Source organism: Aeromonas sp. 97A (genome assembly GCF_051919185.1).
In the GTDB taxonomy this organism is placed as follows: domain Bacteria; phylum Pseudomonadota; class Gammaproteobacteria; order Enterobacterales; family Aeromonadaceae; genus Aeromonas; species Aeromonas veronii.
Genome location: NZ_JBQBFF010000001.1, coordinates 2,626,074 through 2,649,962 on the forward strand (window position 1 = coordinate 2,626,074; position 23,889 = coordinate 2,649,962).

The window sequence follows — 23,889 nt, forward strand, 5'->3', positions numbered from 1 at the left end:
CTGGATCTCCTTACACCATGTCGTCTTGCTTGAACGAATTGGTCGCACGGAACTGCCACAGGGCAATGCCGACCACGAAGATGGAGAGCAGAATGGTGATGCTCGCTGCAATCGCATACTGGGATGACGACATGGTCAGCTTGTAGATCCAGGAGACCAGGATGTCGGTGCCGCCGGCATTGGAACCAGCCACCGCCGGTCCCCCGTTGTTGAACAGGTAAATAATGTTGAAGTTGTTGAAGTTGAAGGTGTACTGGGTGATGAGGATCGGAGCGATCGAATACAGCACCAAGGGCAGCGTAATGGTGGTCAACTTGTGCCATGTGCTGGCACCGTCGATGGTGGCCGCCTCGTAGAGATCATCCGGGATAGCCTGCAACACCCCAGTGGTCATGGCGAAGACGAACGGGAAGCCAAGCCAGGTCTGCATCAGGATGAGGGCTGTCTTGGTCCAGAAGGGATCAGTCATCCATGCCTTGGGGTCGATACCCAGAGAAGCCAGAATACCGTTGTTGATGACGCCAAAGGTCTCGTTGAACATGCCGGCGAACACCAGAATGGTGACAAAACCGGGCACTGCCCACGGCAGAATCAGGATGGTGCGGATGAGCGGCTTGAAGCGCAGATCCTTCTGATTGACCAGGATCGCCAGCAGCACCCCGACCGAGCATTGCAACGTGGTGGCGATCAGCGTCCAGATCACGGTCCACTGCAGCACGTCGAGCAAGGTCGAACGCCACAGATCGAGCTTGAAGATGTTGATGAAGTTCTTCATCCCCACCCAGTCCACCAACTTGGCCGGCGGGGTGTGGTATAGATCGTAGTTGGTGAAGGCGATGGAGAAGCCGAAGATGATGGGGAACACCACCACGAACACCAGCAGGATGAAGCCCGGGGTGATCATCAGGTACGGGAACCCTTCGCTCAGCAGCAACTGGTATTGCTTGCGCACACTGGTCAGGGCCACGCCACGATCGCGGCGATCACCGTTGATATAGGCGTCGCGGATACTCCAGTAGTAGAAAGCACAACCAAAGATAGCCACCAGTACGCTGATGACCCCCTTGGCCAGAAGGAAGACGGAGTTGTCCCGCGGTAACTCGATACCGAGGGTGAACAGGCCCCAGAAGCCCTGCGACAGGAAGTCATGGAATACGCCGAAGAAGCAAACCATGACGATAAAAAACAGGGTGCCCTTGACCCATTGCCGGTTATACCACTGTCCGAGTCCCGGTATCAGCGAGAGCAGCGCGGCAACCTTGGCATGATGGGTTCTTGTACCAATCTGGGTGAACGATTCGGAATCGACAACCACAATTTACCTCCTTTCCATTAAGAGCCCGGGCGACCACTGATGCCGCCCGGCCCGAATCGAGCCGAAGCTCGACTGTTGTTATTGCTGTGCGTGATTGACTTCGATCTGCATGTTGATGTTCTTGACCGCGCCGTCCAAAGCCGCCTTGACATCCTGCTTGCCGGTCACACCGAGCTGCAGTGCGCTGTTGGCCGGGGTCCACACCTCCTGCATCTCGGGCACACTTGGCATCGGGATGGCGAAGCCAGCCTGAATGGCCACGGCCCGGGATTTCTCGTCGTCCTTGATGAGCGGATCGTCGATCAATGCCTTGAGCGGCGGGATCTCACCGGTCTTCTGGAAGCGGACCTTGGCGTACTCAGGCTGATTGATGAACTCGATGAACTGCTGTGCCAGCTCTTTCTGCTTGGAATAGGTTGAAATGCTGTACCCCTTCACGCCGAGGAAGGAGCGCATGTGTTCGCCATTGGGCAGTGTCGGTAGTGGGGCGACGCCATAATTCACACCGGCATCCTTGTAAGGTTGGAACGACCAAGGTCCCGTGATAACAGCCGCCGCCTTCTTCTCGGTAAACAAAGAGTCGATGGCGTTTGCGCCGGTCTCACCGACGATACCGGCTGGGAAAAGCCCTTCGCTATAGAAACGCTTGAGGAAGCTGACCGCGTCGACCGCCCCCTGGTTGGCCAAGCCCACGTCCTTGACGTTGAGCGAACCGTTGGGGTTCTGGCCGAAGATGTAGCCCCCCATGGCGGCCACTACGCCGTAGGAGTAATAGATCTCGTCAAACTTGGCGAGCAGGCCGTATTTGTTCTCCCCACGCAGGGTCTGGGAGGTCTTGATCAGCTCGTCGAAGCTCTCCGGCGCCTTGGGCAGCAGGTCTTTGTTGTAGACCATGACGATGGTCTCGACCGCCTTGGGCAGGCCATAGAGCTTGCCTTCATAAGTCTGGGCATCCACCGCCGGCTTGGTGAAGCCGGCCAGATAGTCGGCACCCGGCTTGATCTCGCTGATGAGCCCCTGCACCACGGCGGTGCCCACCTGATCATGGGGCAATACCAACACATCCGGGCCTATGCCGGCAGGGCCGTCTAGGCGCAGCTTCTCGATCTGCTGGGCATAGGGGGTTTCGAGGATCTTAACCTTGACGCTGTGTTTGGCTTCGAACGCCTTGACGGCCTCCTCTATGCCATTTGATTTCTTGATGTCTTCCCACACCAGCAGTTCACCGTCGGCAGCCCGGGCTACCTGCCCCAACCCCACCACGCCAAAAGAAAACAACATTGCAGCGGTCAATTTATTGATTTTCATATGATTTCCTTGTCCCTAACTCAGGTAAAAACAGGCCTTCGCCGACCACGTCGGTTAGGTGGGTGTTACGATGCCATCCAGCCGGTGTAACTTATGACGCTTGTTACCGATTAGTGTGTAAAGCAGAGCACAACCACATTGCACACTGTACTGGTCTGGCCTCTATGACGCGCACTCACCATCACCTAATGTAATGATAAATAACCGGTTTAATCCTATACATCAGATCCGGAGCAACTCGCTCTCTCTCTTAATTTCTTGCCGCCTACGCCCTTCACTATGCTTTCATGCGGCAAAAAAGGTAACGATTACACCGAATGGCTCTACGGTAAGCGGTGCCTGCCCAGCCTGCCAGTAGCACGTACCAAGGCTGTGATCTCATGCACAAAAGAAACAGCATTTTGTGCAACCGCTTACACCTGACTGATATAGTCCCCCCAAAGCCACAGAGTGAAACGGTGTGAAACGCCTTCTCCCTCCCAGGGCAAAGAAGCCGCAGCAGGGGTATGGCCACCTCGGAGTTCTGCAGCTAATGCATTTATTATCAAGGAGTTAAAGCTCATGGCGAGTATCAGATTGAACAATGTGGTCAAGCGTTTTGGCAGCAACGTGACCTTGCATAACGTCAACCTGGACGTGGAAGACGGCGAGTTCACCGTCTTCGTCGGTCCTTCCGGTTGTGGCAAGTCCACCCTGCTGCGGATGATCGCCGGTCTAGAAGAGATATCGGAAGGCCAGATTGCCATCGATGAGCAGGTGGTCAACGATATCGCACCGGCTCATCGCGGCGTGGCCATGGTGTTCCAGTCCTATGCCCTCTATCCACACATGACGGTGGCCGAGAACATGGGCTATGGCCTGCGGGTCAATGGCGTGCCGAAAGAGGAGATAACCCACCAGGTCAGCATGGTGGCCAAGACGCTGCAGCTCTCCCACCTGCTCGATCGCAAGCCCAAGCAGCTCTCCGGCGGCCAGCGCCAGCGGGTAGCCATCGGCCGTGCCATCGTGCGCAATCCCAAGGTGTTCCTGTTTGACGAGCCGCTCTCCAACCTCGATGCCGAGCTGCGTGTCGAGATGCGCTTGCACATCGCCAAGCTGCATCAGGAGCTCAAGACCACCATGATCTACGTGACCCACGATCAGGTAGAGGCCATGACCCTGGCCGACAAGATAGTGGTGATGAACTATGGCAAGGTGGAACAGGTCGGCTCGCCGATGGAGCTCTACTACAAACCCTGCAACCGCTTCGTGGCCGGTTTCATCGGCTCACCCAAGATGAACTTCCTACCGGCCCGCGTACTGGCCTGGAGCCCGGAGCAGATCCGGGTCAAGGTAGCCGGCCAGCAGGAGCTCACCCTGCCCATCCTCACCGAGCGACTCGAGCAGGGCAGCGAGATCTCCCTTGGCCTGCGTCCCGAGCATGTGGTGCCGGGCGCAGAGGGGATCCACCTCGCCTTTACCTGCGAGGTGGTGGAACGTCTTGGCAACAGCACCTACCTGTTCGGTCAGTGCTGCGGCACCGACGGCTTCAAGCTGCTGCTGGCAGGGGATGGGGAGTTTCATCCGTACCAGAAGATGGATGTCTTCTTTGCCCCGCAAAATTGCCTTGTGTTCAATGCCGAAGGGCTCAGGATCAGCCGCTGAACGCGGCTACTGCATGCCCCGATCTATTTTGCCCCCGCCGGTCGGGGGCTTTTTTTTATCCCCGGCTCGGGACACAAAATGAGAGCGGGCTCGCAACCCTGGACAAATCCCATACAAGGGTGCCGAGAAAGAGTGTAAAAGATCCACAAAATAATGAAAACGTTACACTAAAAATCAGATTCAGGGACCCTCCCTTATCGTGACCTTATCTTTTAAAAAGATAAGGCACTGATAAAAGATGACTTATTACTTTTGCCATCAGGCTGGGTTGACTCAACACTACATGTAATCGATACCATGAGCTTGCGTACTCGTCACCTTTCCATCATCCAGCGCCTGGCGCTGGGCTTTGCCGTCATCCTGTTGCTGCTGCTGCTCTCGGTGACCCTCTCCCTCTACGCCGGCCAACGGCTGGCCGACCAAGTGGGGCTGCTCGCCAGCCATACCGCGCCGACTCTGGTGCAGAGCCGTGCCGTGGTCCGTGATCTCTTTACCCTCGACCGACATCTGGGCAACGCATTACTGCAGACCGGAGAGGAGGAACTGGGCTCCGCCCGCGAGCAGATGCAGCAATGGCAGGCTCGCTTCGACCAGGATCTGGCCACCCTGGCTCGACAGATAGCGGGGGAGCCGCAACAGAGTGCGCGCGTCGAGAGCCTGCGCGAGCAACAGGCCGCCTACTGGCAACTGGCCCAACAACTGGTCGATGACTATGCCCACAACCGCCTCGAACAGAGCAAGCTGGCTGCCGACACCCGCCTCGGCAGCACGGCGCGCCAATTTGCCAGTGCCCTCGATGTTCTGCTTGCCCCTCTGGGTAGCCATCCTGCCGCATTGCTCAAGAATCGTCTGCTGGCAAACCTGGAACAGCAAGTCAGTACTACTCAGGAGATCCTCAAGCAGCAAGACCCGGCTCCTATTGCGGCACGCTTAGCGATCAATGAACGGGCCAATAAGCAGATGACAGAACTGCGCAAGGAGCTGGAGCGCCAGCTTGCAGGCCAAGAAGATGCTTTCGGCGCGCCCCTAAGCCTGGAACGTAGCACAGGGGCACGGCTCGATACCCTCGCAACCCTGCTAAGTGGTCCAGACAGCTTGCTGGCCCGCCACCTGTCACTGGTCGAGCAAAGCATCATGCTTCGCAACCAAAGCGCACAAGCCAGCCATTTCATCGACAGTCTGCTCGGCGAGCTGAGCGAACTTGACGGAGCAATCGACGAGCAGCTTCACCAGAGCACCGCCGGCAGCGGCGCAATTCTGCTCTGGCTACGCCTCGGGCTGTGCGCCGGCCTGTTGCTCTCTCTCAGTCTCGGCGCCCTGGTGCTGTGGCACCTGGTGCACGCCATCCGCCAGCCGCTGCACCATATCCTCACCACCCTCAAGGCACTGAGCCAGGGAGACATGCGCCAACGCGTACCGCTGCTGCGCCACGACGAGTTTGGCCAGCTTGCCATCGGCATCAATGCTCTGGCCGACGAGATGAGCGGCATGCTCGGTCAGATAGTTCATGCGGCCGACGCGCTCGGCCGTATGGCCGGCCAGAACCAGCAAGCCCAGCATCACGCCCAGCTTGCCATCGGCGAACAGCGCAACGAGACCACAGGGGTCTGTAGCGCCATGGAGGAGATGGACTACTCGGTTCGCGAGGTTGCCGGCAGTATTGGCCAGACCGAACAGACACTCGGCAACATAGCAGCGGCAGCCCACGCCGCCAGCCTGCGTGGGGCTGCGACCGGCAAACGGCTGCAGCAACTGGCTGACGAGTTGGCGCAATCACGCCGCAGTGTGGAGCAGGTGCAGACATTGAGCGTCAGCATCGGTGACATCCTTGCCCTGATCGGGCGCATCACGGAGCAGACCAATCTGCTGGCCCTCAACGCCGCCATCGAGGCGGCCCGCGCCGGAGAGCAGGGGCGTGGCTTTGCCGTGGTGGCCGACGAGGTACGTCAGCTGGCACACCACACCGCAGACTCCACCACTCGTATCCAGGGGATCATCGACGATCTGCAGCAGAGCACCCGCGGCGCGGTCGCCACCATGCTGCGCTGCCACGACGCCATGGCCCTGAGCCGCACCGACAGCGATGCAGGTTGCGCCACCCTGGCCGAGCTATCCCAGGCGCTGCAGCAGGTGGCCGAGCAGAGCAGCCGTATCGCCAGCGCGACCCTGCAGCAACAGCAGACCAGCGCCGAGATCGCCCGCAACATTACCAACATAGCCCGGATTGCCGACGACAACCAAGTCGCCCTGGTCAAGGTGGCACAGACCAGCGACCAGTTGCAGCAGTTGTCGCAGCAGCAACTGTCGCTGACCCGCCGCTTCACCCTGAAGAGCGCCTGACCACACACCATAGAGAGGACTACCCATGTTCAAGAAGACACTGTTGCTGACTACCCTGATCGCCTGTCTCCAGCCCGCGCTGGCCAATGAAGAGAACCCCCTGGCACGCCCGCTGTTCCTGCGTGGCGAGATGAACAACTGGGAGGCACCGGCAGACCAGCAACTGGTGACCCAGCAAGGAGACTTGCTGTCGGTACAGGTGGCCTTGCAGGCCAGTCACGGCGCCTACAAGTTCAAGATTGCCGACGAGAAGTGGAAGGCCGACACCAGCTATGGTCAGTTCGACCCCGCAGTCAAGGTCGAGGCGGACAAACCGGTGGTAGTCAAGGCCGGCTGGCAGTGGAGCGACATGAAGTTCACCCCGCCCCGCGACGGCCAGTATCGCATCACCCTGGATCGCCGCGATCCCCAACACATCCAGGTCACCGTCTCCCCCGCCGGGTGATCCCTGGGCCGCCGCAAGGCGGCCCCAGCCTCAGCCGGGATGGCGTCGCACGGCGACGCCATCCCGGCGCGGGACTGCATCCCTGTCGCCATCCTACACACATCCAGACAGGAGATAACAACAATGAAGAGACATCTACTTACCACCCTACTGCTTGGCAGCGCTCTGCTGTTTCATGGCCAGGGAGAAGCCATGGTCAAGGGGGCTGACGTCAGTTGGTTGACCCAGATGGAGAACTCCGGATACAAGTTCTATAACGACGCTGGCCAGCAGCAGGATCTGTTCAAAACCCTGAAAGAGCACGGTATGAACACCATCCGACTCAGGGTATGGGTCAATCCTGCCGATGGCTGGAACAACATCAGTGACGTCATCACCAAGGCCAAGCGGGCCAAGGCGGCCGGTTTCGATCTGCTGATTGACTTCCACTACAGCGACAGTTGGGCCGACCCTGGCAAGCAGACCAAGCCGGCAGCCTGGCAGAGCTACACCTTCGAGCAGCTGATGTCGAACGTATGGTGGCACACCTACAACTCCCTGGTAGCCCTGAAAAACGCAGGCATCACACCCAAGTGGGTACAGGTGGGCAACGAGACCAACAATGGCATGCTCTGGGAAGAGGGGCGCGCCTCGGTCAACATGAAGAACTTTGCCTGGCTCATCAACAGCGGTTATGACGCCGTCAAGGCGGTCAACAGTAGCACCAAGGTCATCGTCCACCTGGCTAACTGCGAGAACAACAGCCTCTATCGTTGGATGTTTGATGGCCTAAAGAACAACGGTGCCAAGTGGGATGTCATTGGTGCCTCCATCTACCCAACCCAGAGTGGCAACGGCGACTGGTTCACCCTCAACAACCTCTGCTATGACAACCTCTCCGATATGGTGACCCGCTATGGCAAGGAGGTGATGATTGTCGAGGTGGGCATGCCATGGGATGACCCAAAAAACAGTTACGACACCATTGCTGATCTACTCAACAAGATGACGTGGATCCCCGATAGCAAGGGACTCGGAGTGCTCTACTGGGAACCACAAAGCTACAAGAACTGGCAGGGTTACAGCCTGGGGCTGATGGACAACAGCGGCAAACCCACTTATGCGCTGGATGCCTTCCTGTTGCATTAAATATGTAACGTTACACAGAGGCGCAGTAGGTAGTGCGCCTCTTCAGGCTGCCACCTGGACATGACTTCACCCGTCTCTTCGCCCTTTCTCACCAACGCATATCATCCCGCCACTTGCCTGCGCGTAATGACTCTGGATGCGGATGGCAGCTCCACTGAGCCGAGTCGCGCGGGGGCCTCCGCCACCATCACCGAAAACACGACCACCCTCTCCCCGAGACAAACCGACTCGCCGACTGCAGCCTCCTTCGCCGGGACTCGCAACATCGGTTTTCCTAGGACGACGTCAGCACGACAAGGCGAGTCCTCAATGCAAAATAAAAAAGGGAGCCCAGCGGGCTCCCTGCGATGTAACGAGTCGGGATTTACCACCAGGCTTCGGCCTGCACGCCGAAGTTCCAGGTATTATCATCCTCACCGCCGTTGAAGGATTTGCCTTCGCCATCTTTCAGATAGCTGGCAAAAACACGGATCTCCGGGCGGGCAAACATGCTGGGACCAGCTGACCAAGCTTGAGCCAAGGTATATTTTTGACCACTCGATTTTTCTTCAGAGCCGCTTGTCCAAGTCTTGGTGCTCTCATAAGTACCGGCTTCAACCAGCGTCTTCATGATGTCAGTCCACGCATAACCGCCTCGCGCGACAGCGCTAAACAGTTCGGTGTTGTCATGCCATGCTTCAAGTTTCTCACCCTTACCGTAAGTGAATACATGGTTCACACTGAATTTCTCTCCCATGGGAATGTCACCAGTTAGAATCACCCGGTATCCCTTGGCATCATCGGTCAGATGCCAAACATCATACCAACCGCCCCCTTGGGAGATCATGTTCTGGGCCAGCCCTTTGTCAGCATATTGCAGCACCAACTTCTCGTAGATGCGGCTATCGGCAAAGTATTGACTCATTTCTGCGGTCAGCATGACACCATTTTGGGGATCATAGAGATTACCGACCTTCTCCTGCTCATCGGTCGGATTGGGCATGGCATAGCTGACACCCGCTTCAGTCCAGGCCCCTTCCCAGGGAGCCCAGCCGGCATAGCGCAGGTCCAGGAAGTTAACGTTGAGGTCATTGTTGACAATCGAGTTATCGATATCGTTACCATCAGACCGGATCCACGCCAGTGAGAAGGCGCCTGGACCTGCCTTGAGGTTCTCAATACCGGCACCGGCTCCCGAGATATTCCAGTATTTGGTATCGATGATGTGAAGGTCGTGACGCTGATAGAAGCGCTTGCCAGCCCAAACCACGGCATCGGGCGCAGCGGAAATCAGCCCCTTGGCCTTAACATTGAATTGGCGCAGAGCAAATGTTGCATCGTCCTTGCACTCCTTTTGATCGAAGTTACACACAGTGGTGGTACTTTCATAGTCATTGGAGCCATCGCTCTGCATGCTGAACATGCTGTCTACATAGAAAGTCTTGCCATCCTTGTTGTAAACCTCCTGACCAATACCAATTTCGGTATAGGTATCGCTTTCGTTACCCAGACGGCCGACAAAGTTCTGTCGACCGGTTTGCATATTACCGTCTTGGGACACACCTACGCCAGAGCGGAAATAGCCTGTAAAATCAACAGCATTAGCATTCAATGCAGTCATTGACAGAGCGAGGGCAACGGATGTCGTCAGTAGTTTCACTTTCATAGTTATTCCTTTATTCCACTGTTGCATTGTTATCTTGATGAACCGCTTACCAATCCATAGGGAAAGCGCTTTCACTGTCCGGTGTGGATTATAGGAATATCCGTGCCATCACTGACATGACGCAACTCACAAAACTGTAATTATTACATAAATACTGCCATGTAAACACTTGATAAAAACATCACTAGAGACTTAAGCAGTTGAAAATAAAGGTTCATTAAAAAATAAATTGCGTGTTATCGATTACACTCTTGATGGTAATGTCTACACCTGAGATAACCATGGCTCGACCAGACTCATAGCAGCAGACATGACCTCCTCGTGCAGGACATAGGAAGGCACCGTGAGACCTTCCCGACCCCACAGGGGTGAGCGACAAAAGAGAGAGGAAGAAGATGAGGCACTAAAAAGGCAAGGCCCCTGACGGGTAACCTTGCCTGATAGCCGATGAATTCAGGTTGCCAGAATGTCGATCAATCGATACTGCGGACTGAATGACGGCGAACCAGAGTCGGGCTGAACATATGTGTCGTCTGGGGCAAGGGCCCACCTTTTGCCAGAGCAATGGCCAGCTCGGCGGCCTGGGTCGCCATGGCGATGATGGGATAACGCACCGTAGTCAGACGAGGGCGCAAGTAGCGGGATATCAGTACATCATCAAACCCCACCAGAGATAGCTCCTGGGGAACCTCGATCCCGTTGTCGCTAAGCACGGACAAAGCTCCTGCCGCCATCGAATCGTTATAACAGACGACCGCCGTCATCTGTTGCCCCCGGCTCAACAACTCAGTCATCGCGGCTTCACCTCCCAGCTCATCCGGACTGCCACGGGAGATCAGGCGCTCATCGACCGGGATATTGTGCTCTTGCAGCGCATCCAGATACCCCTGCATGCGATCCTGAGAGTCAGAGATCTGATGATTTGAACACAGAAACCCTATCTTCTTGTGCCCTTCCTGGATCAGGTGACGAGTTGCAAGCCAGGAACCATAGCGATCGTCCAGCGCCACACAACGGGACTCGAACCCTGGAACGATACGGTTGATTAGCACCATGCCGGGAACATAGCTCATCATCTGGATCAGCTCTTCATCTGGCAGCATTTTGGCATGAACCACCAAGCCAGAGCAGCGATGCCCTATCAACTGCTCTATTACGTGCTTCTCTTTGGCTGCGTCGTGGTAGCCATTTCCGATGAGCAGAAAATTCCCCGTAGCCTGCGCCACCTGCTCAACTGCTTTAACCATGGTGCCAAAGAAGGGGTCAGACACATCAGCAACAATCAACCCCAGCGTTTCGTTGTTCTGATGGGCCAAGGCTCTCGCGTTCGCGTTGGGGTGGTAGTTGAGTTCATGCATCGCCTTGAAGACGGCATCGCGTGACGCCTGACTTGCCTTTGGCGAATTATTGATGACACGTGAGACTGTGGCGACGGATACGCCTGACAGGATTGCTACATCTTTGATGGTTGCCATGAATTAGCTTTTCCGGTGAACGGTATAAATAAAAACCTGTGCTTTACAGGGTAAGGATACTACCGATATTTCCAATGCCTGACACGGCTTTCATACCAAAAGCGGGAGCATTCTATCAATACGAGCGCCTCGCCGTGTAATCATCTTACATACACTATTCTTCATTATCATGCTAATCGCGGATAAAAACGTGACAAAAGTCACACAAAACAGAGGTGCATCTTCCCGGCCTGCTTTCACAAGCGCAGAATAAGGGTAAGCGGTTACACTAAATAAAGCCTAATTAAAACGAGCACCAAGGAGAGATTCATGTTGAAGATACTCGTCACAGGTGGAACTGGTTACATAGGTAGTCATACCTGCTTGCAGCTTATCGCTGCCGGGATGACCCCCATCTTGTTGGACAATTTGGTTAACAGTAAAGAAAGTGTACTAGAACGTATCCACACCCTCAGCGGGCAGCGTCCCCTGCACTATCACGGTGATGTGCGGGATGCCGACCTGCTGGATCGTGTGTTTGCAGACCAACCGATAGATGCAGTGATCCACTTCGCAGGCCTCAAGGCAGTAGGAGAATCGGTAGAAAAGCCTCTCGAGTACTATGACAACAATGTTAGCGGCACCCTGGTGTTGCTGCAGTCAATGCGACGCGCCGGGGTCAAGACCTTACTATTCAGCTCATCTGCCACCGTTTATGGTGAGCCAGAGAGCATGCCCATCACCGAGGAAACGCCAACCTTGAGCGCCACCAACCCTTACGGTCAGAGCAAGCTGATGGTGGAGCGTCTCATCAAAGACTTTGCACGATCAGCTCCCGATTGGTCATTGACCCTGTTGCGCTATTTCAATCCGGTGGGAGCCCATCCCAGCGGTCTAATGGGCGAAGATCCCCAGGGCATTCCTAATAACCTGATGCCTTATATTGCCCAGGTGGCAGTGGGCCGCCGTGCCAAACTCGCCATCTTTGGTGATGACTACCCGACACCGGATGGTACCGGTGTGCGGGATTACATTCATGTCATGGATCTAGCCGATGGCCATGTTGCAGCCTTGAAACATACTCTTGGGCAAGCTGGCGTCCATGTGTACAACCTGGGCACTGGGCATGGCTACAGCGTCCTAGACATTCATGCCGCCTTCTCCAAGGCCTGTGGTCGCGAGCTGCCTTATGAGATCGTGCCCCGCCGTGCCGGAGACATAGCGCAGTGTTGGGCCGATCCAACACGGGCTTACAACGAGCTGGGGTGGAAGGCTAATCGCACGCTTGATGAGATGACGGCCGATACTTGGCGCTGGCAATCCCAAAATCCGAACGGTTACCCCCTTCCATGAATGTACAGAACGAGACAGACCTTCCTATGCAATTTGAACCAACCGATCACCCCCACCGTCGTTACAACCCATTGATCCAGCAGTGGGTTCTAGTTTCTCCCCACAGGGCGAAGCGCCCTTGGCAGGGGCAGCAGGATGAACCTGATCGCACCCAGCGATCCATTCACGATCCGGATTGCTTCCTCTGCGCCGGCAACACTCGCGTCACTGGTGACAAAAATCCGGATTATCCGTCGACCTTCGTTTTTACCAATGACTTTGCGGCACTGATGGTTGATACACCTATGGCCCCAACCAGCGAGGACCCCCTCTTCCAGCTAGAGAGTGCACGCGGCACCAGCAGGGTAATCTGCTTCTCACCGGATCACAGCAAGACCTTGCCCGAGTTGTCTATCCCCTCCCTCACTGCCGTGGTCAACACCTGGTGTGAACAAACTGCAGAGCTGGGGCGCGAATACCGCTGGATCCAAGTATTCGAAAACAAGGGCACCATGATGGGGTGCTCCAATCCCCATCCCCATGGGCAGATATGGGCCAACGACTTCTTGCCCAACGAAGCCGCGCGGGAAGATGTCGCCCAACGGGAGTATTTTGCCAAACATGGTCGAGCCATGTTGCTCGATTATGCGGAACGCGAGCAGGCTGACGGCAGCCGCACCGTAGTGGAAACGGAACACTGGCTGGCAGTAGTGCCTTATTGGGCTGCCTGGCCCTTCGAAACCCTGTTGCTTCCAAAGTTTGCGGTAACACGTCTACCGACACTGACACCGCAACAGCGTGCAGACCTCGCACTGGCGCTCAAAAAACTAACCAGCCGCTATGACAACCTGTTTCAGTGCTCCTTCCCCTATTCGATGGGATGGCATGGTGCGCCATTCAATGGCGAAGAGAATGATCACTGGCAGTTGCATGCCCACTTCTACCCGCCCCTGCTGCGCTCTGCGAGCGTACGCAAGTTTATGGTGGGCTATGAAATGCTGGCAGAAACACAACGTGACCTGACGGCAGAACAGGCGGCCGAACGCCTGCGTTCCGTCAGCGATATCCATTTTCGTGAACAGGTTTGAGGTTGAGATATGAGTATTGAATCGCCACACAGCGTGACTGAACATACCTTTTACACTCAGTATGGTTATCGCCCGACCCTCGCCATTCAGGCACCTGGGCGTGTTAACCTCATTGGGGAACACACGGACTATAACGATGGCTTCGTGCTACCCTGCGCCATCGATTATCAGACCGTGATCAGTGCTGCCCCCCGCCAAGATAGTCTGATCAGGGTTATCGCTGCCGACTATCACAACCAACTGGATGAATTTGACTTACGCCACCCCATAGAGGCGCGCCCGGAATACCTGTGGGCCAACTATGTGCGAGGCGTCGTCAAATATTTGCTATTGCGAGGCTGTCAACTGACAGGGGCAGACCTGGTAATCAGTGGCAATGTACCTCAGGGAGCAGGCCTGAGCTCTTCCGCCTCTCTGGAAGTGGCAGTAGGACAGATCTTCAAAGAGATGAATCACCTCGACATCAGCCAAGCAGATATCGCCCTGAATGGACAACTGGCGGAAAACAGGTTCGTCGGTTGCAACTGCGGCATCATGGATCAGTTCATCTCGGCTCTGGGTCAGCAAGATCATGCTCTGCTGATCGATTGCCGCAGTCTGGATACCTGTCCTGTGAGCATGCCAGCCGACATTGATGTGGTCATCATCAACTCGAACGTACGTCGGGGCCTGGTGGATAGCGAATACAATACCCGCAGGGCACAGTGTGAAGAGGCCGCACGGCATTTTGGGGTCAAGGCACTGCGCGATCTGACGATGACCCAGTTCACCGAGCGAGCCAACGAACTGGATCCTGTCGTCGCGAGCCGTGCACGCCACGTCATCTCCGAGAATGAACGAACGCTGGCAGCAGCCGATGCGCTTGCGAATGAAGACATGGTCATGATGGCCGAATTAATGGCGCTGTCCCATGCCTCGATGCGTGATGATTTTGCCATCACAGTGCCTGCTATCGACGCCTTGGTCGACATGATCAAAGAGATCATCGGCAGTCGTGGTGGTGTGAGGATGACTGGTGGCGGGTTTGGTGGCTGTGTGGTTGCATTGGTTCCACAGTCACTGACAGCAGCAGTGTGCGAACAGGTTAATATTCGTTATCCCCAAGTGAGCGGTCTGGCCCCGAGCATCTATATCTGTAAGCCCTCCGCCGGAGCCGGCCCACTCTGATATGTTCGCTGACACCTCAATATTGTAGTGGTCACGTATTTCCAGACTGGTCATGGTATAGCCGCCCTGCTAGACGGTGAACGCTCGACTTAGTTGAGTTAAACAACGCTCTCTGTGAGCAGCTGTGGTTAACATGTAGATAATACAATTGAACCAAACTTCAGACATGTGTTATCGCAATGAGCCTAACTCAGGGACTGCTTCGGCAGTCCCCTTTTCCTTTGCTGTAAATGTTCGTTTCATTCAACAATCCTCCGCAACTGCATGTTTTCACATGGTCGCCGCACACCCGATTGAATCCCACCTCTTTTAAGATGTTGCGCTCTCCTCGGTTAATTGACGCAGATCGGTTTTCAAGCAGTGTATCTCGGCTTGCAAGGCAGACTCATCGTGTTGCTGCTCTGCAGGCTTGCCGTACTGCTTGAGTTAGGCATACAGAATGTGGCTGGATACCCCAAGGGCTCGTGCAACGTCAGCCACAGGCATCTCACGCTCAGTAACTTGTTTAACAGCTTCGATTTTGAAAGTTTCTGGATAACGCTGACGGACCATGGCACCTCCAATGCTGGCCTCATTTTAAGGCAGTTAGGTCTCTAGGGAACTAGGGGCAATTCACACCGACCAAACCCCTTTATATGGCAGCGGATGAGCCTCGTTCTCAGCCAGCCAAGTCAATAGCGGTCCCATCATACGAGGGACCTGGTTCGCAGGGGGAGCCATATGCACTACATGCTCGCCTCGATAAATACCTACGCCAGTGACCCGCATCATCACAGAGTCCACGCATCAGGAGTCCGTGAGCACCAAGTTAATCTTCCGCTGAAGCTGGATCCCTATTAGGCATTGCCTCATAGGCCGCAAACGCATTACGGACCTCTTGGATTTCCCGTGGAAGCCCAAGTACCGTCTTCCCCTCAATCACTGCCGTCACCTGCTCAACACTCAGAGTATTGTGCTCAGTAGCTAGCGAAGCTTGGATGGTGCGGATCCGGTTCTCTCGACGCAACATAAGAACCTGAGAGCTCTGAGCAAACCGCTACAGCCGCAGCAACTCAGCGATATCCGCCACTCGACTCAACATGGCGTGGGTCAGGGTGAAGGGAGGGGAATAGGCTGCCATGGGTTACTCCAACTGATGCGATAACAAATGAGGGTTAGCTTAACAGATCCGGGAGCAGAAACTCCCGGATCAGATGCCATGTAAAGCAGCAGTAAAAGTCTTTTTATCAACACTAATAAGCCTTCAAATGTTACTCCCCCCGAAACAGCGGTACCCTTCTCGCCGCCTCTTAGTCTCGTTTTTAGCCAGATAGGCTGCCCGCACAAGTATCTTTTTGAGTGACTCGGTATCATTCCGCTCAATGAGATACTCAGCATTCTCGGGGAAATGCACCAGTCCCATTCTTTTACAATCTTGCAGATTGATATTTTCATCATACACAGCGCTGTGCCATGCCACTCTTATTTTATTAGCAAGGTTCATTCTTTCCGATTCATAGTTCCCTAATTTGTAGTAAGCATCCCTATTTAAAAAAAACATCATGTGATAGTGAGGACAGGGAGCATCGGCTGTTTGCTCCTTAGCCCAAACGTATCTAATCTCAGTCGAATGAACCCTCTTGCCTTCATAACGTCGTTCTGACTCATCGCGATCAATGAGCCATTTAAGCCCTGAAAAGAACGCCTTAAGTATCCTTGAGCCCGACTCAGGCTTTAAGGCTAAATACATACCAAAGCCAGAGTGTTGTTCAAAATGAAAGTCAACTCGAAAAGCAAACACTCTGGGGTAATGCTTAAGAGCGCACTCCGATACAGAGAGGATTTTCTCTAAATTATCCACATTAAAGCTATAGTTCTGTCCTTCGTAGAACTGCTGAGTAAGCAGGACATACTCTTCTATAGAAATAGACATTTGAACTCTCCCAATAGATTGTTGATAGGCATTGAAGGTTTAAATCGTGATGGATGTATTTTTCGAATAGAGCGATAGTGTTTTTAAAACACGGTCTATTAACTGGTGTAATCACCAGGATAGTTTGTGTATAGATGCGATTAACATTTTCTTTAAATGCGGAATAGAGCAATTAAGCTATTATGATAAGCGATGGCTATTGCTTAGCATGGCTCAAGCAGGCATATTCATAGACTGTCAATATACTTTCAATGAAGGTGTCATTGCATTTAAATATACGCATTCATTCAACTTTAAACATATATTACTATTACCTACACAAATGTATTGAATATCAAACCAGTCTAAAAACTCTTATCCCAGATAGGACAAGACTTGTATCCCGAGCAACAAGCTAATTTGTTCAAATTATTATTCAGAAATTAGCCCTAGCGAAGATTTATTTTCTCTTCAATCCATGACTCTATTTCAGAGCTAACCCAAGCAACAGATCTTGGGCCAATCTTGATTGATGCTGGAAATTTCCCGTCATTCATCTGACGGTAAACAGATGCCTTAGAGAGTGATGTCATTGCGATGACATCTTTCAACTTAAGTAGTTTCATGATGAGCTCCTTTTCGTCCATAGGAGTGGGCTCACATGTAAAAAACAATCCCCATCATAAAAACACCAAGAGTGTAGGCACTACATTTTTATCATACGCATCATCAATATATTATATCTGTAACATACACATCTCTATAAAAGCGCATACCTAAAAAATAGATAAACCACGAACATATGGTTGGCAGCGTTGTGCTTATGTCTATAAACGAACTTAAAACATTATCATGACCTAGTAACGTTTCGATACCAAGAATATTGAGAATTAAATACTGAATGCGTACCTCTCATCTGTCTGAAGATCTCGTTAATACATTAAACCTAACACCTCCCCCTCATGACTTAGATAAAACAAAGAGTCAGCACACCTCGTAACAGTCTACCTCAGCTACATGCAGGATCTACTTCAACCATCTCTACATCGGTACTGTTCTGCTAGTAACCAGTAAAAGTAAGGCTAAATGGGCCATACCACTCAAAAAAAACAACTAAAACCAATTGATAAAACATCAAAAACAACATATAAACAAACCATAAACAAGATGAAAGCAATCTCAAAATTACTTAGTAATTGGAGGTTTTAATGGCTGAAGTAGTAGGTGCTCCTTTAATGTCTTTATCCGAAAGAGAGCTATCTTTCATTTGTAATATTCACAGGATTGAAATTAAAAAATTCAAACCCCTTGAACGACGACATGATGCCTTACTTCATGAATTAAAAATAAACAACGAAAAAACAATAAATAGAGTTAACATTCGAGCTTTACACAACAATATGATAAAAAATGGTATTTCTTATTCCGGCATTGCATACATCAATGAAATCCTTAAGGCAGAATGCTTAGATAAAACATATTTCGAGTGGATAAACACTGATAATGATCGACTATGTAATTTTATATGGGCATATATAAAATGTGCTAAAGAAAAAATTGAATTGGTTAGTGATGCAGACTTTGTTTTGGGGCATAACTTCAACACAAACAGCACAAAATTTGAAAAAACACTATATATCTCACCAGAAAATATCATCAAAGAGCCCCACTATATATCTTTTGGCTTGCAACAAGATGCATTTAGATTTGTTGAGCTCAATCCAACCAACAACAAAATTATCAAACGCAATGTGATTTCTTTTTTTGACACGTGGGATGTTTCACTAAGTGAGAAAGAAAAAAACATAAAAACATTGGAAAATAAATGGACTAACATAAGAAACTATGATGATTTGGAGACTTGGATACCTAAAAATGATCCAGATAAAATTAACTGGGCGTGGTCATATATACACAAGGACGCGGCTCCAGATTGGTTTATAAATGATAATCACAGGCTAGACAAACTTCTCGGTATCATAACAACATTTGATTTACTTAATGAGTACCAAGATAAGAGATCTTTATTAAAGAAGAATATGAAATCTGCTTGGTCACAAAAGGCATATCGTGATAAAAATAATGGTAAAAAGGCGGTAAGTATTGTGCTATCCGAAGATATTATTAAAAAACTAGACTTTGTTTGTGAAAACACAGATAGAAGAAAAAATGAGGTAGTCACAAGACTGATTAGAGAAGAGTATGACAAAATAAAAAAAGGCGGACACTAGTCCGCCTTTTTATTTTGCTTTTCTTACAAATTCAATAACATTTCCATGAGGGTTAGTTTTTTGTGGCTCATTGGCTACTTCAAGTTCAACCAACTCGCCCCAGCGTTGCCATAGCATTTTTTTCTTATCATCATGTCGCGAACGATGATAGGTTCTAACCAATTTATTGAGTGGGAGATGATTCAGACATAATTCAATAACTCTCTCTTCTGCATCTAATCTCTCAGCCCAATTGGTTGCAGCACTACGCCGTAAATCATGTACGGTAAATGGCTCCATATCAGATAATGAACGAGAAATGAAACGTCTTAAAGCTCTGGTTATCGAGTCAACTAAAATTGGCTCAATTACGTCACTTTTGGGTCTGTCTGATTCAAAAACAAAGTCACCGTTTACATATAGCGCCTGTTCCTCAATCAACGCTTTCGCCTGTCGAGATAAGAATACCGAATGTGGCTTCCCATTTTTAGTATCAGGGATCGTCCAGATATCGTCTCTAATATGTGAAAAACGCATATTAGCGACTTCACCTCTACGACATCCGGTTAGGATCAATAACTTAATCGCATTCGCGGCAGGTAAAGAAATCGTTGCATGTCGAGAAACACCACGCCCTCCAGCCGCCAAGCTACCACCACTCCCAAGATCCTCATCAATCGCCTTCCATAGCCTGCGCAATTCTGGGACTGTCAACCATCTCTCTCTTGGCGAACCGGCACTGGCACCAAAATCCTTGGGTCGCAACAGTCTCGCAGGATTGGCCTCAATCAGGCAGTGAACCACCGCATAATCCAACATCTGGTTCAGCGTTCCCAACCCCTTACGGGTTTCGTCTTTTGTTGCACGTCGGGTTATCTCTAACGCTTGCGCCAAGTGGGCACGAGTCAGATCGATTAAACGAATATTGCCCAGAGTTTTCTTGAGATGACGATTCCAACGCTCCTGATGACATTGGAGGGTTTTGGGTTTGACAACCTCAGCAACACGCTGCGCATCAAGCCATCGTCCAAGCAACTCATCCATCGTCAGGGCCGTTTCATTTTTAGCCTTTTCACTAGCAACATGCTTGCGTGGATCAATCCCTTTCTTTACCAGGGCAGCCAGCTCTGCATGCTCAAGCCTAGCTCGCGCCAACGACAACGCAGGGTAATTACCCAGAACAACTGTCGCCTGAGTACCAGCAATCCGATAACGATAGACAAACCGCTTGCTCTTCCCTGCCCTAACCTCAATAGCTAATCCACCGCCATGGGGAGATTTCACCGCGTAGCGGGTAATCGAAGCCTCCCCTTGCAAAATCAATGAGGGGATCTCTCGATCCTGCGTTACCGGTTTTCTTGCCATAGCATTCTCTCCCCCCTGTTTGGGGTACCACTTGGGGTACCACAGCAAACATGATATAGGGTGAGACTTCATGAAACTAGCTGAAACCCACAACAAGAAAAATAAACATTAAAAACAATGAATTACCATCCATAATTCAACTTTATAAAACCTTCTGAAACACTGCAGACCTTGGCTCCTAAGGGACAGGCCACTGGTTCGACTCCAGTCGGGAGCGCCATATAAAACAAGGGGTTGGCATCATCACGATGCCAACCCCTTGGTCGTCTTTGGCGACAATGAATCCGACCATCCAACCGTAATGACCCTCTCCTTTCTGCGTTCAGAGCATGCGCTCTCTCTGATAGACTGCTTCTCTTTGGCTTGTCTTTGAGGCCAAGCCCTGTTTCATCTTGCAAAGGAGTGTTGGATGTCCGGATGTTCCTGGTGGGATAGATCCACCGGTTTTGCCTTGCTGACCATTGTCCTGTGGGCTTCCCTGGCGGCGCTGACGTCACGGGTCACCAGCGTGTCACCGCTGGTGCTGGTCGGGCTGGTGCTGTTGTTCTGCGGGGTCGGGGCTTTGCCGTTTTGGCGCCAATGGCGCGCTCGCCCGATTACCTGGCTGGTGACGGTTACGGCATTGCTGCTCTACCATCTGCTGCTCTTTATGAGCTTTCGCCATGCCCCGGTGCTGGAGGCAAACCTCATCAACTACCTCTGGCCGCTCTGCATCATTCTGTTCACCCCGCTGTTGTTGCCCGGCCATCCACTCCATGCCCGTCACCTGCTGGCTGGCGCCTTCGGTCTGGCGGGTTCCATGCTGGTGATGGTCAATGGCGAGCTGCAACTGCAGCAGGCCTATCTGCCGGGATACCTGTTGGCGCTCGGTGCAGCTGTCGTCTGGGGGGCCTATTCGGTGCTATCACGCCGTCTGCCGCCAGCCCCTGCCGTGGTCACTGCGGCAGCCTGCCTGCCCGCTGGTTTGCTGGCACTGCTGCTCGCCCGTCTGCTGGAGGGGCCCCTGCCACTCGCGCAGATCCCCACCAGTGACTGGAGCCTCATCATCGGGCTGGCGCTGGGCCCGATGGGGGCGGCCTTTGTGACCTGGTATCTGGCACTGCGAGACGGCGATCCACGCCGGATCGGTGCCCTTGCCTACCTGACACCGCTGCTGAGTACTTTGCTGTTAGTGGCATTGAACGGAGAAGAGCTGACCTCGCGCCATCTGCTGGCCGGTGCACTTATTATGGGAGGCGCCCTGCTCGGTATGCTGGGCCAACGCAACAGAGCACTGGCATCCCCAGCCAGTTAAGCCGGCAAGATAGGGCTACCTGACCATGCTGTCATAAAAACGCCATCATCCCTGTTTAGGCTCTGGCCACGCTCCCCCATGGTCTGTGCTGACAGGAATTACCCCGTGAAAATCGCCCATTACGCCACCCTCTCCTCCCTTGTTTTGTTACTGGTTGCGGGAGGACAGGCGCTGGCCCTCTACCACGGCTGGCAACAGCTTGCCCGTACCAATCAGGCCCAGCATCAGCACGAGACGCTGCAACAACTGGTGACAGTGACCCTGCAAAACAGCCTGCGTGACTACCTCAACAGCGGCGATCCACAGCAACTGACAGCAGCGGAGAAAGTCCGCCAGCAAGCGCTCTCCTCGCTGGCCGCTCAGGATGATGCCGTGGCGGCCCCGCTCAGGCAGCAACTCGAGCAGATGGCGCAGCGCATCGCGCACGACTATCAGGCCGCAGGCAAGCTCTCGGGCAACAGCCAGCTGCTACTGCAAAATGCGGAGAGTGAGCTGGGCAGCCAGGCCATGGCGCTGATCCGCTATGGGGAGCAAGGCGCCAGCACGGAACAATCTGCCGCAGCACAGCAATATCGCAGCGGCGCAGCCGAGATCCTGGCGAGCCTGCCGCGCCTCGCCCATTTGCGCCAAAGCTATATGGAACAGGGCAATGAGAAGCTGCTCGAAGGGATCCGCTTCGAGCTGGAGGCACTGCAAAAACAGGCCCAAGCGCTGCACGCCTTGCCACTGCTCGGCCTGTATGAAGAGGCGCCCGCCGATGAGTTCACGCTGGGGGAGCCGGTACGCAAGGAGCTGGGAGATCAACCGCGCAGCGAATTACGCTCGCTGCTGGGCCGCTATCCACAGGAGCTGGCCAACAGCCGTGCGGCGCTGCAACAGCAACAGGCTGGCCGCCAGACCGTGCAGCAAGACATCATGGCGATGTTGCAAGCGACCAGACAGATGGGGGAACAACTTGCCCGCGAACGGCAAGCCGTCAATCAGGAGCTGGCCACCATCCTCGGCACGCTGGCGCTCTGTCTGGTGATAGTCGCCCTGCTGTTTGCGCTGGTGCAACGACGTTGGCTGCTCACCCCCTTGTTGCGACTGCGTGGAGCCTTTCTACAGCTCGATCAGACGGGGCAGGCCGAGCCGTTGCCTACCGGGCGCGATCGCAACGAGCTGGCCGATATTGTTGCCAGCTACAATCGGCTGATCGGTCGTCTGCAACTGGACCAACAGCAAAAAGAGGGGCAGCTGTCAGCGGTATCCCTCAGTCTGCAAGGGATGGTCAGTCAGGTTGACGAGATCCACCACAGCACCCGCACCACCGAACAGGTGGTCGACGAGAGTGGCCAGATGATGGATGAGCTGAACCAGCTGGCCGGAGAGGTTCATCAGGTTGCCGCCGACATCGCCCAGCATGCCCACCATAACGAACAGGCGATGAGCCAAAGCGAAGATCTGGTGGGGAGCATGCTGCATGCCACTCATCAGACCGGACTGGCGATTGACGAGAGCGATGAGGCACTGCAAGCCCTCACCCGCTCGGTTGCCGATGTGACGGCCATTGTCGATGTGATCGGTCATATCGCTCAGCAGACCAACTTGCTAGCCCTCAACGCTGCCATCGAAGCGGCCCGCGCAGGGGAACAGGGACGCGGTTTCGCAGTGGTTGCCGATGAAGTGCGCCACCTCTCAGCTAACACCCAGCAATCCCTCAACCAGATCACCGATATTCTGGGGCGTCTGACCCAATCCGGTGAACAGCTTGGCACTGTACTGAACCGGATCACCAGCGAGTCAAGCCGCCAGCGGGCGCAGGCAGAACAACTGCGCCAGACCACCCAGGCAGTGCGGGAGATCGCCCGCAACACCGCAGTGATCGCCCTGCAGGGCGCCGACAACGCCAAAAGTCAGGAACACAAGCTGGCCAGTTTTGCCGATCTGATCACCCGTATCCATCAGCATGCCCGTCAGGTGAGTCAGCTCTCAGTGCAGGTCTCGTCCCATATCCACCATCAGGCGCAGCAGATCCCCCGCATCCTCGGCTAGCAAGGCTGACCCCTATTCGCCCCACATCTTTGCCAGATCACTTTCCCTCGACCAGAGGGAAAGTTTTTTTGTAGCACAAAATTATTTGTTATCAGCAGGTTAACTGACACCTCTTCCCCCGTACCGGATGAAAACCCGCACTGGCGCTGGCCGCAGCCTCAAGAAAACGCTCTCATCACCGTGATACCTGCCATGAGGCTGTTTACGACCTTGCCCATGATTATTTGCA

At 53.3% G+C, this 23,889-nt stretch carries 17 protein-coding genes and 1 pseudogene; 10 read left to right on the plus strand and 8 right to left on the minus strand.

What is annotated here, in order from left to right; translation table 11 throughout:
- Positions 1 to 10: 10 nt before the first annotated feature.
- Both ACTG27_RS11690 and ACTG27_RS11695 read right to left on the minus strand, forming a co-directional pair.
- Positions 11 to 1,315: an ABC transporter permease subunit gene (locus ACTG27_RS11690; RefSeq protein WP_429026269.1), complete on the minus strand. Its 1,305-nt coding sequence runs from the start codon at positions 1,313 to 1,315 to the stop codon at positions 11 to 13.
- A gap of 78 nt (positions 1,316 to 1,393) precedes the next feature.
- A complete protein-coding gene (locus tag ACTG27_RS11695) occupies positions 1,394 to 2,623 on the minus strand; it encodes an extracellular solute-binding protein (protein WP_255912801.1) in 1,230 nt (409 codons plus the stop codon).
- A gap of 561 nt (positions 2,624 to 3,184) precedes the next feature.
- Between ACTG27_RS11695 and ACTG27_RS11700 the strand changes: the two genes are divergently transcribed.
- The 4 genes from ACTG27_RS11700 (at position 3,185) to ACTG27_RS11715 (ending at position 8,180) form a co-directional block, all read left to right on the plus strand.
- Positions 3,185 to 4,267, plus strand: coding sequence for an ABC transporter ATP-binding protein (locus tag ACTG27_RS11700; RefSeq protein WP_439979706.1), 1,083 nt, complete (start codon positions 3,185 to 3,187; stop codon positions 4,265 to 4,267).
- 297 nt (positions 4,268 to 4,564) lie between these two features.
- Complete coding sequence (locus tag ACTG27_RS11705) at positions 4,565 to 6,607, plus strand: methyl-accepting chemotaxis protein (RefSeq protein ID WP_439979707.1); 2,043 nt, start codon at positions 4,565 to 4,567, stop codon at positions 6,605 to 6,607.
- Positions 6,608 to 6,632: 25 nt separating this feature from the next.
- Positions 6,633 to 7,052 carry a hypothetical protein gene (locus ACTG27_RS11710; RefSeq protein WP_247626630.1) on the plus strand — a complete coding sequence of 140 codons (420 nt, stop codon included), beginning with the start codon at positions 6,633 to 6,635 and terminating at the stop codon, positions 7,050 to 7,052.
- A gap of 123 nt (positions 7,053 to 7,175) precedes the next feature.
- Positions 7,176 to 8,180, plus strand: coding sequence for a glycoside hydrolase family 53 protein (locus ACTG27_RS11715; protein WP_429159603.1), 1,005 nt, complete (start codon positions 7,176 to 7,178; stop codon positions 8,178 to 8,180).
- Between the two features lie 364 nt (positions 8,181 to 8,544).
- Here the strand turns inward: ACTG27_RS11715 and ACTG27_RS11720 are convergent, their stop codons facing one another.
- Positions 8,545 to 9,831, minus strand: coding sequence for a maltoporin (locus ACTG27_RS11720; RefSeq protein WP_439980515.1), 1,287 nt, complete (start codon positions 9,829 to 9,831; stop codon positions 8,545 to 8,547).
- Positions 9,832 to 10,298: 467 nt separating this feature from the next.
- On the minus strand, positions 10,299 to 11,300 hold the full coding sequence (gene galR, locus ACTG27_RS11725) for an HTH-type transcriptional regulator GalR (RefSeq protein ID WP_255912808.1): 1,002 nt from the start codon (positions 11,298 to 11,300) through the stop codon (positions 10,299 to 10,301).
- 312 nt (positions 11,301 to 11,612) lie between these two features.
- Between galR and galE the strand changes: the two genes are divergently transcribed.
- The 3 genes from galE to galK are packed head-to-tail and all read left to right on the plus strand — an operon-like array spanning position 11,613 to position 14,866.
- Positions 11,613 to 12,632 (plus strand): UDP-glucose 4-epimerase GalE, encoded by a 1,020-nt coding sequence (gene galE / locus ACTG27_RS11730; protein WP_255912838.1) that lies wholly within the window; start codon positions 11,613 to 11,615, stop codon positions 12,630 to 12,632.
- 26 nt (positions 12,633 to 12,658) lie between these two features.
- Complete coding sequence (gene galT, locus ACTG27_RS11735; RefSeq protein ID WP_068982253.1) at positions 12,659 to 13,699, plus strand: galactose-1-phosphate uridylyltransferase; 1,041 nt, start codon at positions 12,659 to 12,661, stop codon at positions 13,697 to 13,699.
- Between the two features lie 9 nt (positions 13,700 to 13,708).
- Positions 13,709 to 14,866: a galactokinase gene (gene galK, locus ACTG27_RS11740; RefSeq protein ID WP_068982252.1), complete on the plus strand. Its 1,158-nt coding sequence runs from the start codon at positions 13,709 to 13,711 to the stop codon at positions 14,864 to 14,866.
- 307 nt (positions 14,867 to 15,173) lie between these two features.
- On the opposite strand, the pseudogene ACTG27_RS11745 reads toward galK, so the two are convergent.
- From ACTG27_RS11745 to ACTG27_RS11755, 3 genes and pseudogenes are all read right to left on the minus strand, one after another.
- Positions 15,174 to 15,418 (minus strand): annotated as a pseudogene (locus ACTG27_RS11745) (transposase); the annotation flags it as partial.
- Positions 15,419 to 16,109: 691 nt separating this feature from the next.
- The gene (locus ACTG27_RS11750) at positions 16,110 to 16,778 is read right to left on the minus strand and encodes an inovirus Gp2 family protein (protein ID WP_439979708.1); all 669 of its coding nucleotides are present in this window, start codon (positions 16,776 to 16,778) and stop codon (positions 16,110 to 16,112) included.
- A gap of 428 nt (positions 16,779 to 17,206) precedes the next feature.
- Positions 17,207 to 17,383 carry a helix-turn-helix transcriptional regulator gene (locus ACTG27_RS11755; RefSeq protein ID WP_429159610.1) on the minus strand — a complete coding sequence of 59 codons (177 nt, stop codon included), beginning with the start codon at positions 17,381 to 17,383 and terminating at the stop codon, positions 17,207 to 17,209.
- A 582-nt stretch (positions 17,384 to 17,965) separates the two neighbouring features.
- Between ACTG27_RS11755 and ACTG27_RS11760 the strand changes: the two genes are divergently transcribed.
- Entirely contained in the window at positions 17,966 to 18,988 is a 1,023-nt protein-coding gene (locus ACTG27_RS11760; RefSeq protein ID WP_439979709.1) for a hypothetical protein, read from the plus strand.
- 9 nt (positions 18,989 to 18,997) lie between these two features.
- On the opposite strand, the gene ACTG27_RS11765 is transcribed toward ACTG27_RS11760, so the two are convergent.
- On the minus strand, positions 18,998 to 20,332 hold the full coding sequence (locus tag ACTG27_RS11765; protein ID WP_421246603.1) for a tyrosine-type recombinase/integrase: 1,335 nt from the start codon (positions 20,330 to 20,332) through the stop codon (positions 18,998 to 19,000).
- A 409-nt stretch (positions 20,333 to 20,741) separates the two neighbouring features.
- Between ACTG27_RS11765 and ACTG27_RS11770 the strand changes: the two genes are divergently transcribed.
- Together ACTG27_RS11770 and ACTG27_RS11775 are read left to right on the plus strand one after the other, a co-directional pair.
- Positions 20,742 to 21,626: a DMT family transporter gene (locus tag ACTG27_RS11770; RefSeq protein ID WP_120414915.1), complete on the plus strand. Its 885-nt coding sequence runs from the start codon at positions 20,742 to 20,744 to the stop codon at positions 21,624 to 21,626.
- A gap of 105 nt (positions 21,627 to 21,731) precedes the next feature.
- A complete protein-coding gene (locus ACTG27_RS11775; RefSeq protein WP_439979710.1) occupies positions 21,732 to 23,660 on the plus strand; it encodes a methyl-accepting chemotaxis protein in 1,929 nt (642 codons plus the stop codon).
- Positions 23,661 to 23,889: the final 229 nt, after the last annotated feature.

Bases quoted from the DNA above. Each gene is read 5' to 3' on its own strand.
- ACTG27_RS11695 (WP_255912801.1), bottom strand. From the start codon at position 2,623: ATGAAAATCAATAAATTGACCGCTGCAATGTTGTTTTCTTTTGGCGTG.
- ACTG27_RS11700 (WP_439979706.1), top strand. From the start codon at position 3,185: ATGGCGAGTATCAGATTGAACAATGTGGTCAAGCGTTTTGGCAGCAAC.
- ACTG27_RS11705 (WP_439979707.1), top strand. From the start codon at position 4,565: ATGAGCTTGCGTACTCGTCACCTTTCCATCATCCAGCGCCTGGCGCTG.
- ACTG27_RS11710 (WP_247626630.1), top strand. From the start codon at position 6,633: ATGTTCAAGAAGACACTGTTGCTGACTACCCTGATCGCCTGTCTCCAG.
- ACTG27_RS11715 (WP_429159603.1), top strand. From the start codon at position 7,176: ATGAAGAGACATCTACTTACCACCCTACTGCTTGGCAGCGCTCTGCTG.
- galR (WP_255912808.1), bottom strand. From the start codon at position 11,300: ATGGCAACCATCAAAGATGTAGCAATCCTGTCAGGCGTATCCGTCGCC.
- galT (WP_068982253.1), top strand. From the start codon at position 12,659: ATGCAATTTGAACCAACCGATCACCCCCACCGTCGTTACAACCCATTG.
- galK (WP_068982252.1), top strand. From the start codon at position 13,709: ATGAGTATTGAATCGCCACACAGCGTGACTGAACATACCTTTTACACT.
- ACTG27_RS11750 (WP_439979708.1), bottom strand. From the start codon at position 16,778: ATGTCTATTTCTATAGAAGAGTATGTCCTGCTTACTCAGCAGTTCTAC.
- ACTG27_RS11755 (WP_429159610.1), bottom strand. From the start codon at position 17,383: ATGAAACTACTTAAGTTGAAAGATGTCATCGCAATGACATCACTCTCT.
- ACTG27_RS11760 (WP_439979709.1), top strand. From the start codon at position 17,966: ATGGCTGAAGTAGTAGGTGCTCCTTTAATGTCTTTATCCGAAAGAGAG.
- ACTG27_RS11765 (WP_421246603.1), bottom strand. From the start codon at position 20,332: ATGGCAAGAAAACCGGTAACGCAGGATCGAGAGATCCCCTCATTGATT.
- ACTG27_RS11770 (WP_120414915.1), top strand. From the start codon at position 20,742: ATGTCCGGATGTTCCTGGTGGGATAGATCCACCGGTTTTGCCTTGCTG.